The 16,578-nt window shown below is 41.6% G+C and carries 10 protein-coding genes; 1 reads left to right on the top strand and 9 read right to left on the bottom strand.

All coding sequences use genetic code 11. The features are described from left to right. Positions 1-220 precede the first annotated feature (220 nt). The 7 genes from OLM34_RS11085 to nspC all read right to left on the bottom strand — a co-directional run bounded on the left by OLM34_RS11085 (position 221) and on the right by nspC (position 10,048). The gene (locus tag OLM34_RS11085; protein WP_264407326.1) at positions 221-565 is read right to left on the bottom strand and encodes a LytTR family DNA-binding domain-containing protein; all 345 of its coding nucleotides are present in this window, start codon (positions 563-565) and stop codon (positions 221-223) included. Between the two features lie 679 nt (positions 566-1,244). Next, positions 1,245-2,843 carry a glycoside hydrolase family 5 protein gene (locus OLM34_RS11090; RefSeq protein WP_264407327.1) on the bottom strand — a complete coding sequence of 533 codons (1,599 nt, stop codon included), beginning with the start codon at positions 2,841-2,843 and terminating at the stop codon, positions 1,245-1,247. 39 nt (positions 2,844-2,882) lie between these two features. After that, a complete protein-coding gene (locus tag OLM34_RS11095) occupies positions 2,883-4,397 on the bottom strand; it encodes a SusD/RagB family nutrient-binding outer membrane lipoprotein (protein WP_264407328.1) in 1,515 nt (504 codons plus the stop codon). Between the two features lie 13 nt (positions 4,398-4,410). Continuing rightward, positions 4,411-7,503, bottom strand: coding sequence for a SusC/RagA family TonB-linked outer membrane protein (locus OLM34_RS11100; protein WP_264407329.1), 3,093 nt, complete (start codon positions 7,501-7,503; stop codon positions 4,411-4,413). Between the two features lie 161 nt (positions 7,504-7,664). Next, on the bottom strand, positions 7,665-8,252 hold the full coding sequence (gene nadD, locus OLM34_RS11105; RefSeq protein ID WP_264407330.1) for a nicotinate (nicotinamide) nucleotide adenylyltransferase: 588 nt from the start codon (positions 8,250-8,252) through the stop codon (positions 7,665-7,667). A 194-nt stretch (positions 8,253-8,446) separates the two neighbouring features. Then, positions 8,447-8,695, bottom strand: a complete 249-nt coding sequence (locus OLM34_RS11110) for a GlsB/YeaQ/YmgE family stress response membrane protein (protein WP_264407332.1) — start codon at positions 8,693-8,695, stop codon at positions 8,447-8,449. Positions 8,696-8,902: 207 nt separating this feature from the next. Then, positions 8,903-10,048, bottom strand: a complete 1,146-nt coding sequence (gene nspC / locus OLM34_RS11115) for a carboxynorspermidine decarboxylase (RefSeq protein ID WP_264407333.1) — start codon at positions 10,046-10,048, stop codon at positions 8,903-8,905. 424 nt (positions 10,049-10,472) lie between these two features. Here nspC and OLM34_RS11120 point away from each other — a divergent pair, with 424 nt between their 5' ends. Then, complete coding sequence (locus tag OLM34_RS11120; RefSeq protein ID WP_264407343.1) at positions 10,473-10,907, top strand: nucleoside deaminase; 435 nt, start codon at positions 10,473-10,475, stop codon at positions 10,905-10,907. Positions 10,908-10,997: 90 nt separating this feature from the next. On the opposite strand, the gene OLM34_RS11125 is transcribed toward OLM34_RS11120, so the two are convergent. Together OLM34_RS11125 and OLM34_RS11130 are read right to left on the bottom strand one after the other, a co-directional pair. Beyond that, entirely contained in the window at positions 10,998-12,083 is a 1,086-nt protein-coding gene (locus OLM34_RS11125) for an arabinan endo-1,5-alpha-L-arabinosidase (protein WP_264407334.1), read from the bottom strand. A 6-nt stretch (positions 12,084-12,089) separates the two neighbouring features. Next, positions 12,090-16,205: a hybrid sensor histidine kinase/response regulator transcription factor gene (locus OLM34_RS11130; RefSeq protein ID WP_264407336.1), complete on the bottom strand. Its 4,116-nt coding sequence runs from the start codon at positions 16,203-16,205 to the stop codon at positions 12,090-12,092. Positions 16,206-16,578 lie beyond the last annotated feature (373 nt).

Consider the following 16,578-nt stretch of genomic DNA (forward strand, 5'->3'; position numbering starts at 1 on the left):
TCCTTCACATAGAATCGAATTAAAAGGAGATAGTTTAAGAAAAAAAAGATAACTTTGCCAAATTGATAGTTCAGCCAGTGGGTGGGTATCACCGGAATCACTGGGTGGATATCACCGGAATATCAACACAAAACAAATGTAATCCGAAAAAATAAATAGTGGATCATCAAAGGGATATCCGGGCCTATATAGGTATAAAGGGGAGAATGGGTGAAATGACTTACCGGATAAGTAAATCTTCGATGATTTTTACATATCCTCGTGAAACAGGAATGGTGGTTTGAATACCTATTATCGAGATTTCGTATGATCGACCTTTCTTTTTTATGCTCATCACATTTTGTAAATTGACCACAAACGATCGATGGCATCGAATACAGTTTTTTTCTGTAAATTCTGTTTCAATATTTTTCAGGGATGTGCGAATTAATTCTTTTACTATGCGTTGTTCTTTTCGATAATATGCTATCACATAGTTGTCGGCAGATTCAAAATAGAGAAGATCTTCCGGTTTCACAGAGAGGCGAAGTCGCCCATGCTCATCTCGGATATTTAGTCTTTCCATGCCCGGATCTTTCTTTTTAATATCTCTATTTATAGAGACTATCTCCTCTTTTTCATTATGCATCTGAAGTATTATCAATATCAATGCTGCAATCAAATAACAAAGGGCGATAACTAATGCAACAATCTTTAACGTTTGAATAAACTCAATCCAATAACTGTTCGCGGGAACAGAATATAGGTAACTCAGAGGGAGTGTAGCAAATAATACGTCAAAGACAAAGCAAAAGAAAAAGTGATAAATTTTCAGTTCATTTTTACCCTTGAAAATAAGATACTGTATGCTCTGCGAGGCGAATAGAATGGCGACGCATAGTAAACACAACATCGGAAGTTGTAATCGTTTTACGGGTGAGGTGTAGATAATCCATTCGGATATATTGAACGGGATAAAGAGAAGAAGGAAAAGAATACCAAAGAGAGACATTCCGGCTGCAAAAAACATCCGCTCTTTAAACGTAGTTAATAGAGGATAGGATCTATTTAGCGCCTTTTTTATTTTATTATATTTCTGCTTCATGTGTATTAGTCATGAATGGATTTGGCAATGTGATGCAAAAATAACACTTTTTTTATGAAAGACAAAATTGCGTAAAAAAAGCAGAAAAAACTTTATCGGTATCACGAGTGATACCGATAAAGCCAATGTTCAGGTAAAGAACTTCGAAATTGACCAAGCTCTACCGGTTTCTGTGGTTAAGGTTTTGATTTTGTAAAGGGATAATCAAACTCCGTTTATTCCCGATGGGAAAAATTTCCAAATAACCAGAGTTGCTTCCTTCAATTGAAATGATTTTTATATCCGATTTCGGAGTTAAATCGATATGTATGTTTTTTAAAATATTTATGTTGGGCACATAAATGCGGGAAACAGACTTTTCGTTGTTTTCTTCCCATTCGACAACAAACTTACCGTTGTTGTAATCATTGTTGTAGTGAAGTAATATTCCGTTCGTTTCCATCGGATAGTAGCGCGAAATCACTTTATCGAAATAGTCTTGTTTTTCGATATTCTTCCAGTAAGCCCAGTAAGTTTGCCCTGCCAATGCTTTTTCGATGATGCCGATAATGTGTAGAGCCGGTTGGAGATATTCACCTCCCATATAGTACGCACCCCATTCACCAACTACTATCGGCGTTCTTTTTTCTTTACCTGCTTCAAAAATACGTTCAAAAATCACCTCCACACGATTGTAATCGGGGTTTGCTGCTTCATCGGTGTCGGTCACTAAATCATATCCGTGTGGAGCATATACACAAAGCGGGTCATTATTGCCTTCTCTATCTTTTGGAATGAGGAAGCTGCTTTTTACTCCTAAATTGCAGAAATAGGAATGCTCCAGAAAGAGGATATGTTTTTTATTTACCTCACGTATCACATCGCGTACTTTTTGATAAAATTGGCTCAAGGGACCCTGCTCAAATGCACACACTTCCTCATAAGCACTATCTACTATTCTTCTGTAACTTTCCTTTTCATTCAGCGTTTTTAATGCTTCAATTCGTTTTGACTCATTACCCCACATTTCGAGGAGTTCCTTCTCAGAAAGGGTATTACCGGTACTTTCAGCTACAATAGTTCCATATGTTTCAAGAAGTTTATGAAGTATTGTTCGACTCTCTGAACCACTAAAAGGCTCATTCATTATATCGAATCCTATCACGGAAGGTGAGTTGACATAACGTTTCGCAATCGTCTTCCAAACAAAGATATAATGATCTTGAATTCCCACTCCATCCGGTGCCGCAGCGTTATTCCAAAAATTATCAAACGCTTTATGGATCGCAGGGCTTAACAAGTAGGCATCGCTCCATATATCTCCCGTTTTGTGTGGAAGTCCTTCATCGAGTGTTGCCCAATCAGGAGCTCCGTTTCCATATTTTCCGCCATAGAGATCCTGATGCATGTCAAGTATCAGTTTGATACCATTTTCTTCGGCCAACCTGACTCGTTTATCTACCTCTTTCAGGTATTTCTCATTTATTTTTCCCGGCTCGGGTTCAACTCCCCTCCATGAAAGCCCGAAACGAACGCAGTTGATACCACGGTTTCGGAATTGTCTGAAAAGTCGATCATCGTTTACGTTGTCGTAATATTTGTTCGGATCTTTTGTAACGTAATTAATTCCGTTCAAAATCACTGTACGACCTTTCTCATCTACAATCCGATTACCGTCAACAGACAAGAAGTTTTTATCGGGCTTTGGCCCCGATTGACATGCTCCAAACCACAAGAGGCTCGCAAGAGCGAGCACTCCACTCATTCTACAATAATTCATATTTTACAATATTTCAATATAATATTTTAAGATTTTAATTTATAATTTATCCCACCAAATACGTGTGGAGAGTGCATCGGCACCTTGGTGTTGATTTGCCTCCTCTACATGTTCGCGATTGATGCTGTATTCTTCTGTTGGGTAGGTAAAACGGCGTGGTATCCTCCCTTTGTTCGGACTCCCGTCGAACAAGGTGGGGAAAAGATACGGATAGCCTGTTCGCCTCCAGTTGGCGTAACTTTCATATCCGTTTAAGAAGGTTGCTACCCAAAACTCTGTCCCAATCAGGTTGAGTTTTGCTTCTAATGTTTTCGCTTTTTCATAAAGATTTTGAGCCAAATAGTTTTCAATCCTTTCATCGGAAATGATTCCGTTTTCACCATATATTGCCATTTGTTTCATGGAGGAACGAACCGCATTCTCATAATGTTCTTTTGCATCACCGTCGATCCAATCTTTCAGAATTGCTTCGGCTTGAAGGAGCTCCACTTCTGCATGTGTAAGATGAACCATTGGGGCATCCATTTGCAAAATAGTTGTGGGATTGAATGTGGAGTATTCAGCCAGCGACTTGTAATCGGGCTCTGCTTCGTAAATAGTCAAAAAGTCGTATCCGTTTGGCAACCCTTTCTGTTTGTCGAAATCTGTTGTTCCATCGGGGAGTGCGGCATAAACATATATTCGTGGATCAGTGGTAGTTTTAAGTCTTTCCATGAAAGTTTTGCTGATTTTTACCGTTCCGCTTCCAACAAGTCCGTGGCCTTTAAAGACAGCACTCAGCGGATTTTCGGTGCCTCCTTTTCCTGCTACATGCTGTATCATACAGATATCCGAAGGATCATTCATGACTCCTCCTTTAATTGCTTTTTGTACGGTTGCTTTCGCAAAAGAAGGATCAGCGTGTTCCATTCTCATACCCAGACGAAGAAGAAGCGAATTTCCAAATTTTCTCCATTTTTCGATGTCTCCTTTGTAAATAATATCACCTGCTATTCCGGGTGCAGAAGGATTCAGAAGGGAGAGCCCGGTTTCGATATCGCGAATCATTCCCGAATATATTTCGCTCTGACGATCGTATTTGGGATAATAAATTTGTGTTCGGTAGCCGTTTCCTGCCTCTGAATAAGGTATATCGCCATAAAGGTCGGTGATACGGTGAAAAAGAAACGATTTCCAAATTAGTGCAACCGCATAAGTGTTAACAAAGTCTTTGTTATCTTGAGTACGGTTAATCAGTTCCTGAACATTCTTGATGTAGGAATTGTAACTTTCTATAAAAAATACTCCGAGCATTTCGGTTTCCAGATATTTGTCTCCTGCCATTTCTTCGCGTTCCAATGAAGCGGTTTGTTGTACCATCATCATGCAATAACCAACCTGTACGCGTTTGCTTATTCCCTGATTGCTTGTATATAGTTGTGAATAGCTTAGCAACGGTCCCGGTTCAATAGTCGTGCTGTTATTGGGATTAATGTTCTTTTCATCAAAATCACACGATAGAAAACCAATCGTGAGAAGAAGAGTAAGGAATGGGAATAAATATTTTGATTTCATAATTGTCTGGTGATTAGAAGTGAATATAGAGATTAAAGCCCCAGTTTCTGCCGGCAGGAAGCCCCCACTGCTCAAGTCCTTGCTCGTTACCGATTGTATAGCCCGATTCAGGATCGACCATCGGTATTTTACTGTAAAAAGTATGAAGATTACGCCCAACGAGAGAAAGCGATATTTGGGATAGTCCCATTTTCGCAATAAATCGCTTTGGAAGGTCATAGGATAGGGCTATTTCCCTCAATTTGATAAATGATGCATCATAAACAAATTCTTCGGCAATATTATTGGCAATATACATGTAGTAATCCATTGCAGGAACAGCCACCTCGTTTGGAGTTCCATCCATTTTAACACCTTTCCCGATTACGCCGTTCTCTCTCCCTTGCAAGGTGTTGACATGAGTTCCGAGAAAGTAAGCCATATCGTTGGTCCCTGAAAAAATGCTTCCGCCAAACTTACTGTCGACAAGCAAATAGAGTGAAAAGCGACTGAAAGTGAAAGTATTTCCGAAACCAATTGTGTAAGGGTGCACTCCCACTCCTAACTTTTTGATTTCTCCTTTAACGGGGAGACCGTTTTTTCCGTAAACAATATTGCCGTTTTCGTCACGAACGTAGGATGATCCTTTGATAATTCCGTACGGCTCCCCGACCTCCTGATAGATATAGGCAGGAGTACCCTCATCTCCGGCTGCCCCTGTTCTGCTGTTTGCCATGATAAAACTATTTACACGATCGGTAATGCGAACAATTTTGCTCTTGTTGTAAGAAAAGTTGACTGCGGCATTCCATTTGATTTTTTTGGTTTCCAAAGGTGTGGCAGACAATAATAGTTCCACTCCTCTATTGTCGATTTTACCCGCATTCACAAGAGCATGACTGTATCCTGAAGCAGAAGAAATTTGGGCGGTGACAATATCGTCTCTTGTATTGCGGACATAATAAGTAAAATCAATTCCCAGCCGGTTATTAAAGAACCGGACGTCGGTTCCCGCCTCATATGATGTGGAAGTGAGTGGTTTCAAATTGGGGTTAGGAATGGTTGAGTTACTAATGGATCCTGTGGGATATCCATGAATCGTTTCTCCATACCCATAGGTTAAAGTCAAATTATAAGGGCTGACGGAATCGCCCGATTGTGCCCACGATCCTCTCACTTTCAGGAACGACAACCAAGAAGGCAGGTTGAATGCTTCACTTATCAGGTAACTCACTCCGGCAGATGGGTAAAAAATATGATTTGGTGTGGTTTTTCCTTTCATCGAAAGAGCGGAGAACCAGTCATTACGTCCGGAAAAAGTAAGAAAGAGCAGGTTGTTGTACGAGAGCTCAATTTGTCCGAAGAGCGAATTGATGTAATTTTCCCATTTGCTTTTCCCTCCACTTGTAGTTTCGGTATTGCCAATGACGTTGAATCCGGGCTGAATAAAACGATCTCCATATGCACCGATCGATTCACTCCAAGCCATCATGCTGTTCCATCCGACAAAAGAAGTGAACGACCACGCTTCATTTAACGATTTATTGAACCCTAATAAGGCTTCTGCGTTGACTTCTCCGGAATATGAAGAGCCTTCGCTTATGGAGCCCGGGCGATAATAACCTGTTCCTTTGGGAAGAATGTTTTCTGAACGTCGATTGATGATGTCGCCTCCTATACGACCTCGCAGATACCAGTTTTTATTTATATCGTATTGTAGTTGTACGGAACTGAAAATGCGATCTTTTGCATCTTCTTGATGACGTTTATATGCTATAAAGTAAGGATTTGCAAAATATACATACGCATCGGAGAGAAGGAGTTCATTCCCCGAGGCATCGACTGCAGGAGCAAGACTTCTTATATCGATGTTGGGGGGTAATGTCCAAAGAAGGACATTTCCGTTGCTTGCGTAATCATTTACGTTTTGCCTGTTTTTTACTCTTTCGCGCATATAGATTACGTTGGTTTGAAATGTGATACCATGAGAGAGTTTGGCAGTAAGATTTAAAGAAGCGTTGTTTCTTCCCATTTTTGAGTTGGGATAAAGATCGTTATATCGTTGATCTCCCACAGATACCCTGTAAAGAACATTTTCATCTCCTCCGGAGATCGATAAATTATTGTTCAATCTCCATGCATTCTTGTAAAAGTTGGAGAAGTTTTTCTTTCCTACGGCAACATAGGGACGAAATACACCGTCAAACCGGATAACATCCGATCCATCAAGTTTACCTCCCCAGCTTGCCGGTCCGCTAAGCATGGTCATCTCAAGGGTAGCCGGAGCAGTTCCTGAGAGCCCTTGCCCATATTCATATTGGAAATCGGATGTTTTAACAACGGGTCTGTCGAAGGTATAAGAGCTTTTTAATTCAACGTTTACACCCCCTTTTACACCACGTTTTGTTGTAATGATAATGGCTCCATTTGCTGCTCGTGAACCATAAAGAGCTGCTGCGGTACCCCCTTTTAATACGGTCATACTCTCAATATCGTCGCTGTTGAAAGAGGAAATTCCGTCTCCGCCGTCGACACCACCCCAAACGCCGGGCTGCCCGTAATTACTATTGTCTATGGGTACACCATCAACGACATAAAGCGGCTGGTTGTTGCCAAATGAGCCGTTTCCACGGATCGTGATTCGGGTAGAACCCATTACACCGGTAGTTGGCCGTACAACATTAACACCGGAAACTTTTCCGGCAAGTTCTGCTGCCAGGTTGGACTCTTTTACTAAAAAGGCGTCCTCTTTCAGCTCTGTAACAGCATAAGCGAGGGCCTTTTTTTCTCTTCCCATACCTAAAGCAGTTACTACTACCTCGCTCATCATAATCATATCCTCCTTCATCACTATCTGCAAAGGAGAATCTGTTGCTTGACGTTTTACAGGAACGAATCCGACAAAGGAGAAAAGGATTGTGCTTTCCCGGGGCGCTTTCAATGAAAAATTGCCATTTGCATCGGTAACTGTACCGATGGTACTCCCTTCTACTTGAACAGTCACTCCCGACATCGGGAAACCTTTCTCATCCGTAACAGTTCCCAAGACTGTTATTTGATTAGTTTGTGCCCGAAGCATCGAGAAGGAAATGGCAAGTAAAACACATAGATTAATAATTCGTGCCATACAGTTGTATAAATTTTAGGTTATTGAATTATACTCCTTAAACCATACAAATGTATGACGGAAAAACGATGATATCAAGCAGTTAGGGGTGAATGAAGCTTATTGGGTATGAACAGGTCAAGAAAGAGATAAAGGGGCGAATTGCTTCGTTATGGTAGAAATTAAATGTGATAAAAAGCGTTTGTTTCGATGAAATCATAGACACGGGGAGGAACAAAGGCGCGCACGTTTTTCCCTTCTTTCAGGCTGTTGCGAATGAAGGTAGACGAAATTTCCACAACAGGTGCTTCAACAAAACGAATATTTTCGCGCAGCTCTTCCGGAATGCGAACCTCATATCCCAAGCGCGGATAAATCAGCATCTTGAATTCGTGCTGCAAGCGTTTGTATTCTTTCCACCGAGGCAGATCGTTCCAGTTGTCGCCACCCATAATCAGCGTAAATTCCTTATCGGGATTTTCGTGGGTCAATTTGGTCATGGTATCGATGGTGTAAGAGGGGAGTGGCATATGAAATTCGATATCGGAGACTTTCATCCCTGCGTAATCTTCAACGGCCATCTTTGTCATTTTGAGCCGCAACTCGTCATTGAGCAGATTTTCGGCATTCTTCAGCGGATTGCGGGGCGATACCACAAACCACACTTCATCGAGATAAGTAAATTCCTTCATATAATTGGCTATCATCAAATGCCCCATATGTATGGGATTGAACGAACCCGCCAATATGCCGATTTGCTTTTTTTTCATCGCCTTGTTTTTGGCAAATTTACATGATATTTTTTAATTTGCGAGCAGAGAAACCTAAATTCCATTTTGCTTATCAATTTGGTATATTGTTGGGTGCACGGATTCATAAGAAAAAAGCGATAAAAAAATCGATGTACTTCTTCGCGTGCACCGATTTTATTCTTATTGTTTTTGAATTTCTTCGCCGCTTTATTTTAGGGTTTCTTTTTGAACAACGAAATTATCCAGAGCAACAAAACGGCGCCGACCAGTGAAGTAATGAAATTTCCGATGAGACCGTTGCCTGTCGAGATGCCTAAAAGGCTGAAAACCCATCCGCCGATAACAGCACCGATAATGCCTACAATAATGTTGACCATAAGGCCGAAGCCCCCTCCTCTCATTAAATTACCTGCAAGCCATCCGGCTACGCCTCCGATGATGATGAATCCTATCCAGCTCATGAGTAATGTATTTTATTAATAATACCCCATCTTTTTAAAGCGGATATTATTTATATATGAACACATCGAAAACGAATATTGTTTAAAAACCTATGTGTTTTTTATGAAGCGTTCGATTAATCGGTTCAAAAAGACCGATGTTCGGTTCATGCACCGTAATTGGGTTGAAAAACCGCACCTATCGAAACAGTTAAAAAAGGTCGGCGTTCAGCTCATGCGGTTTTTATAATCTTCATAAGCAAATTTGCGATAAAGAACAAATTCATTGTCTTTCGTCCATAAACCGATGGAAGGATGTGCTACGCCATTGAACATGGTGGTTTTTACGATGGTATAGTGAATCATGTCTTCGAAAACAATGCGATCGCCCACTTTCAACGGTTCGTCAAACGACCAATCGCCCATGAAATCGCCCGCCAGGCAACTGTTTCCGCCCATGCGGTAGGTCGGTTTGCCGGGTACGGCTTGTTGATATGCTCCCCGAATGACCGGCTTGTAGGGCATTTCGAGACAATCGGGCATGTGGCAGGAAAACGACACGTTGAGCATGGCCGTTTTTATACCGTGATTTTCGACGATGTCGGTAACGGTGGAGACCAATACGCCTGTTTCCCAAACAAATGCGCTGCCCGGCTCCATGATAATCTCCAAATGCGGATAGCGGCGTTTAAAATCGAGTAGCAGAGCGACCAAATGTTCTATATCGTAATCTTTGTGCGTCATCAGATGACCGCCGCCGAGATTCAACCATTCGATTTGCGGGAAAAGATGTCCGAATTTTTGCTCCGTTGCCCGAAGGGTTTTTTCCAGTGCATACGAATTGTTTTCGCAAAGGTTGTGCAAATGCAGACCGGAAATGCCTTCCGGAAGCTTTTCTCCCAATTGATCGGCAGTAATGCCCAAACGCGATCCCGGCGAACTCGGATCGTACAAGGCGGTTGCGACAACCGGGAATTCGGGATTGATGCGCAGTCCGCATTTTATTTTTTTCCCCGAAGCCGCCACTTGCGGGTAGAAACGGCGATATTGCGAAAGGGAATTAAACGTAATATGGCTGCTGTATCGCAGGTAAAGAGGAAAATCTTCCTCGGTATAGGATGGAGAATAGGTATGCGCCGGATTGCCCATTTCCTCATAGGCCAGTCGTGCTTCGTTTACCGAACTGGCAGTGGAAGAATCAATACCATACTCGTGGAAAAAAGGGAACGACTTCCAGACGGCGAATGCTTTAAAAGCCAATAGAATGTTAACCCCTGCACGATCTTTTACCGAGCGGATGAGTTGCAAGTTGTTGCGAAGCAATTTTTCTTCCATTACATAACAGGGAGAAGGAATTTTCGTGAGATCGATCACCGATGAATGTTGTTTTAAGGGTTGGATTCGTCATGCAAAGATACAAAAAATACGCATATAGGGGTTGGGGGCTTTTAAAAATATCCCGAGGGTGGCAGTTTGTCCATAACATGTCCGCTTCATGCTCGCTCTAAGGCAGGGACAACAGCAGCCGGTTTAGTAAATTTATGTAAAAAACATCCTGCGTATTTGCCGCAAAAAAAGAAAAATTCATAAGCGGACTTGGAGCGAGGATGGTGCAGCCTTGGTACGGACTTGGTACGGAGAAGGTGTAATTCGTTTTTTCACATTTCTGTCGACTATCCACACTTGCCGGTTGACTCTACATGAACGATAAATAACGAATTTTGTTGTATCTTTGCAAATTGATGAGTGAATCATCCGTGCAGATTTTTTTTGCTTTTAAAAAACAGGGGATATGCTGTTGTTGAACCACGAATATTTTATGCGGCAAGCGCTTGCGGAAGCCAAAAAAGCTTGCGATAAGGGCGAAGTACCGGTTGGAGCTGTCATTGTAAACCATGATCGCATTATTGCCCGTGCGCATAACCTTACCGAAACGCTGAACGATGTTACGGCACATGCCGAAATGCAGGCTGTTACGGCTGCCGCTAACGTGATGGGCGGCAAATATCTTACCGATTGTACGCTTTATGTCACGGTAGAGCCTTGTGTGATGTGTGCCGGTGCGCTACGGTGGGCACAAATTTCGCGACTGGTGTATGGTGCTCCGGACGAAAAATACGGGTTTTCGTTGTTTTCGCCTCCTGTTCTTCATCCCAAGACCGCCGTAACCCCGGGTGTTTTAGCGGATGAGTGTGCGGCTTTGATGAAAGCATTTTTCGAAAAACGCCGGTAATTTCCGTATCGATTTCCTGTCGTTTTTATGCCTTCACTGGTTGGGTGTGGTTTTTCCGTTTTCTTGCCGATACCGGCTGCCGCTGCCGGACTATCGTCCCTTGTCTGCGGCGATTTCGTATTGTGGGCGGATATCGTTTTTCACGATCGGCCAATCCGCGTCGTCCCATCCCAATTCCCTGATGATGAGCTTCGAACGCCCGTTGTCGTGCGCATCGTAGCCGTGAAAAACGAGGTAATCTTTCCCGTCGAAGGTATATGCCGCATTATGACCGACGCCGTACCAGTTTTCGTCGCCTTGCAAAAGAAGGGTACCACCGCCGGTTGCCATATCTTTTCCCGCTTTATCCGTGTATGGACCGGTTACGTGTCGCGAACGACCCACAATGATTTTGTAGGTGCTTTCCGGTCCTTTGCAGCAATAGTCGATCGAGGCAAAAAGATAGTAATAGCCGTTTTTCTTGAAAATAAAAGGTGCCTCGATGGCATTTCCGCCGGCATCGACGGGATTATCGTCGATGGATGGCGGATTGGGATCGTTCGGCGCTTTTTTGCGCGAAGCGATTGTCGGGATATTGTCCAACTCATCGATCACTTTTTTGCCGTCTGCCGAAAGCTTTACCAGTTTTATCCCATCCCAAAACGAGCCGAAAACCAGGTAGGGTTGCCCGGCGTCGTCGACAACCAGATTGGGATCGATGGCATTCCAGTTGGTTTTTCCGGGGAAAGATTGGATGATGTTGCCGTGATCGGTCCAGTTGAACTCAGGATCGGCAGGATCGAGCGTTTTGTTAGTTGCCAGTCCGATGCAGGATGTGTTTTTTCCAAATGCCGAAACCGAATAATACAGGTAATATTCGTTGTTGAAAAACGAAATATCGGGTGCCCATATATGCCCTTCGAATCCCGGCACCGCCTCGACGGCCCATTTGGGCGGACGGCTGAACACGGGTTGTTCTCTTTTCCAATTCACCATGTCGGGCGACGACCATACGCTGATTCCCCGGCCGGTACAAAAGAGGTAGTAAACCGCGTTGTGGCGAATCATTACCGGATCGTGAACCGGTATCCGTTGTTGGGCAAACGTGCTTTTTTCGGCGAAAGAGAAATACAGGGTAATAAATAGCAAAACGCGAATTGTTTTTTTGTTCAAAACACGATTATCACTTCTCTTCATTGTTTTTTAATGTTGAAAGTTTGTATGATCATTATCTCGATATTTTTCGGCATATTCGGTTGGCGAGATCCCGTAAAACTCTTTGAATGAATTGGAAAAATGCGATAAATTGGAAAATCCCACGGCGTAAGCCACTTCGGATACTTGAACTTTTTGATTGGCCAATAGTTCGGCAGCCTGTTTGATGCGAATGGTTTTGATAAAATCGCTGGGAGATTGATTTGTGAGTTCTTTTAATTTACGGTATAAATGCACGCGACTTATCCCGATGTTTTCGGCCAGAAATTCGACATTCAGATTGGGATTTGAAATGTTTTCGTTAATTAGTTTCACTACTTTTTCTAACAGTTGCCGATCTGCCGATTGTAAAGGTTCCGGCGAAAGCATATCTTTAATCACCTTATCGTCAAGAGGTTTTATTTCTATGCGATTTCGGTTTTCGATCAAATTCAGGCTTTGTTTTATCAACAGGTCAATGTTAAAGGGTTTTACGATATAAGCATCAGCACCCACGTCGAGGCCTTCAGCCTTATCGGAATCGGTTGATTTAGCCGTGAGCAGAATTACCGGAATGTGGTTGACATCGGCATTCGATTTAATTTTTTTGCACAAGGCAATGCCATCCATTTCGGGCATCATGATATCGCTGATGACAAGATCGGGATGATTGTCCCGAATAACCTTCCAAGCCTCTTTTCCATTATTTTTTTCTTCAACTCTGAAATAGACAGACAATTCGTTTTTCAGATAATTGCGAATTTCGTCGTCATCTTCCACAATTAGAACTCGATATTTTGTTTTAGGCTTGATTTTTTTGCCATTAAGTAAAGTCGGTTCGTCTGAAAGCAAGAGGACTTGCTCTCCCGATTTATGCACGTTAGCGGCTTCAGTTGAAACTTTAGATGGCTCGATCTCCTTTGAGGAAAGATGTTCATTACCCAAAGGCAATCGAATGATAATTTCAGCACCTTTATCGTCTTTTTTGTTTCGGGCAGTGATTGTACCATGCAGTAGACCCATTATCGAACGCGACAGGTGTAGCCCTATGCCGGTTCCCGCATTTTTACCGGTATAATTGTTTTCGCTTTGATAAAAGCGATCGAAAATTTTTTCCGTATCATTTTCATCAATTCCGAGACCCGAATCAGATATCGTGATTTCGAGATAATCTTTGGTATGAAATTCTTCTTTTTTAGAGTCATGCACCGATTTCAGAGAAACGACGACGTTCCCGTTATCCGGTGTAAACTTGAACGCATTGGACAAAACATTCATCATGACCTTGTCAAAATTATCGATATCGATCCATGCATTCAGTTGCGTCTCCTGATGAAGAAATTTGAACTCGATGTTGCGTCTTTGAGCCGTATATTCGAAAGTTTTCATCAAATCTTCGATAAAACCAACGATATCGGTTTGGCGAAACTTCATCACCATTTGTCCTTTCTCGATCTTGCGTATGTCCATCATCTGATTAATAAGTCGAAGAATGCGATTAGCATTTCGGTACATAATCTGATAAATGTATTTTTTTTGTACATCCGTTTCCGAGGTCATTAATTTTTCGAGTGGACTAATGATGAGGCTCATGGGGGTCCTGATATCGTGAGAAATGTTGGTAAAATATTGAAGTTTGGCTTCGTTAATTTCCTCGATGTGCTGTTGACGAACGAGCTCGTGCCGATATTTGATACGATCATAAATATATTTGACGACACCTGCAATGATTAACAAGAATAGCAGGATATAGGCCGTGATGGCTTGCCGGGAAAGATACCACGGAGGAGATATGATAAGAATAATTTCTTTTATCGGCGAATATGTATCGTGGACGGAAGCCATAATTTTCAGCCGATATTTGCCATAATTGACATTAGTGAAATGAATTTTATTGACACCCGGCTCGGTATGAATCCATTCATTGTTGTTGAATCCTTCCAATTGATATCGATAAGAAATTTGTTCGGGAATGCCATAATCGAAAGTCGAAAATTCGAGATTGAAAATATTGTCATTGTAATCCAAATAAAGGGTATCCAAGTCGGATATAAAGTATAAAGGTTCGCCCTTTTCACTTTTATTGTTACAAAAAACTGTTTTGTCCCCGATATTTAATGCAATCAGGTATAATTGAAGTTCTTCCCGTTTTTCTTTTATTTGCGACGGATTGAAAAACGTAATGCCATTGATGCCCCCGAAATAAATTTCGCCGCTATGGCTTTTATGGAAAACCCCTCTCGAAAATTCGTTACCCTGCAAGCCGTCGGAATTGTAATAGTTGATGAAGATATTTTCTTTAACATTATATTTCGAGAGACCGTTATGAGTACTCAGCCACACGTTATCTTGTTCGTCCTCGACGATGCCACAGATGACATTGCTCGGCAATCCATCTTCGAGAGTATATTTGTTGAGCAGGGTTTGATTCTTCCCATTCAACACATAAAGTCCTTCGGTAGTACCGATCCAGATATTTCCTTTTTTGTCCTGTGTTATGGTATAGATAACTGCGTTTGACAATTCGGAGGCGATATTGCTTTGAATGATTGAATTTTTCGTGTCAATGACGGAATAACCTTTATAAGTCCCAACCCAAATTCTACCCTCTTTGTCCATAAACAACGAAGACACCCATTCGTTAGAAATCGAATTCATACCGTAATGCCTGATATAGGTTCGCGAGTATGTATCGAACACATAAAGTCCTCCGCCGTGAGTTGCTATCCACAAATTACCGCGATCGTCCTTGATAAGAAAGTTGATTTTGATCGACCAATTGTTGGACTGAATATTGGGAGGAATATCATTGTAGTAAGTGCAGCTGCCCGTATTTTTGTCGAAAAAAGCCAATCCTTGGGAAAAAGATCCCAACCAAATTTCGCCCTTATCCATTTCGACAATGGCCGATACGGTATTGGGAACAGACCCGGACAGATTGGTAAATGCGTGATGAATGGATTTTTTTGTGTTGTTTTCAAGCTGATACAGGCCATCGTTATCTGTACCAACCCATAGGGTGTTTTGTCGATCGGTATATATGGATGCAATGCTGCTTGAACCGATCAAGTTCCGGCTGAAAGATTTATGGCCGATGTAATTGAATTGGTAGGGATTGTTTCTTACCAGGAAAACCCCTTTTTGAAAAAGCCCGAACCACATATTCCCCGCCTTATCTCGCAAAATGGAATGAACTTTTGTTTTCGAGAAATCAAAGGGGGAGGAATTAATCTCTATATTTTCCAGTTGTCGCGTTTTATCGTTTAATTTTCTGAGACCTTGCCCGTCGGTGCCGACAAGCAGCATGTTTTGTTTACGGTCGAAAAATAAGCTTTTTACCGGCAATGATGTGTTGCCTGCCGCATCTTTTAGTGGAACGAAAGAAAAGTGCTGTCGATCGAATACGTAGAGCCCTCCGGAAAGTGTGCCCACAAAAATATTCTTGTCGTCGTCTTCGGTGATAGCGGATATTTCATTATTTCCGATTTTCCGATTTCGTACGTTAAAAGCATGCATTTGTCCGGTTGAAGCATCATACAGATAGAGACCGAAATTTTCGGTACCAATCCAATATCTCCCGTCACTATCCTGAAAAATAAAAGTCAGGTGAGCGGTAGGCAAGTTTGAATTTATTTCAGAAACAGTGCTAAAAATTTTGCCATTCTCATTTGATATTTTTAAAACCCCCTCACCCGATGTACTTAACCAGATAGAGCCATCATTGCTTTCGGTGATAGATGTAATATGGGTATAAATGCGTTTGTCGGATGAAAATAATTTAACTTCTTTAAACTTGTTGGTTTTACGGTCGAACTGCTGCAACCCGTTTATGCAACCCACCCAAAAACGGTCTTTTGAATCTTCAAACAAGCATCTTACATAATTACTTTTGAGCGATGTTGTGTCTTTGGGATTATTTTTGTAAACCGTGAATTTAATGCCGTCATATTTATTTAATCCGTCTTCGGTAGCGATCCATAAATAATTTCGTTTATCCTGGTAAAGAAAATTGATTAAGCTGTTCGATATATCTTTATCGGTCGAATAAAAGATCCCTATCTGGCTGCTTGCATCAAACGCAATACAGCCAAAGAAAATGGATAGAAGAAAAAATTGTTTTTTCACGTTATCTTCCTCGAAATATCTATCGACAAATATACATGATAATTTTCAATTTACACACAACTTATTTATACATATCCCGATATATTAGTAGCTACTCGATGTCAATTCGTAGAATACCAGAACACGGAAAACAAATTTTCAGCTTGTTGACAAGAATAACAAAGAAAAATCGGTGCATCGAATCTTCGAAGCCGGATGATATGCTAAACGCCAACAAATCACACCTATTTCACCGATTGAATGTATTATACAATATAGTGCTTTCTAATTGACCCTCAATCCGCAACTATTATACAACATTTTGTAACAAAATATTCAGTTGATGTAACATACAGAAAAATAAATGAAATATTTAAGCAAATGACATTATTCT

The sequence above is a fragment of the Anaerorudis cellulosivorans genome (assembly GCF_025943985.1).
In the GTDB taxonomy this organism is placed as follows: domain Bacteria; phylum Bacteroidota; class Bacteroidia; order Bacteroidales; family Dysgonomonadaceae; genus Anaerorudis; species Anaerorudis cellulosivorans.

Excerpts from the sequence above, each read along its gene's own strand:
- OLM34_RS11090 (WP_264407327.1), bottom strand. The coding sequence starts at position 2,843 with ATGAATTATTGTAGAATGAGTGGAGTGCTCGCTCTTGCGAGCCTCTTG.
- OLM34_RS11085 (WP_264407326.1), bottom strand. The coding sequence starts at position 565 with ATGGAAAGACTAAATATCCGAGATGAGCATGGGCGACTTCGCCTCTCT.
- OLM34_RS11100 (WP_264407329.1), bottom strand. The coding sequence starts at position 7,503 with ATGGCACGAATTATTAATCTATGTGTTTTACTTGCCATTTCCTTCTCG.
- OLM34_RS11125 (WP_264407334.1), bottom strand. The coding sequence starts at position 12,083 with ATGAAGAGAAGTGATAATCGTGTTTTGAACAAAAAAACAATTCGCGTT.
- OLM34_RS11110 (WP_264407332.1), bottom strand. The coding sequence starts at position 8,695 with ATGAGCTGGATAGGATTCATCATCATCGGAGGCGTAGCCGGATGGCTT.
- nadD (WP_264407330.1), bottom strand. The coding sequence starts at position 8,252 with ATGAAAAAAAAGCAAATCGGCATATTGGCGGGTTCGTTCAATCCCATA.
- OLM34_RS11095 (WP_264407328.1), bottom strand. The coding sequence starts at position 4,397 with ATGAAATCAAAATATTTATTCCCATTCCTTACTCTTCTTCTCACGATT.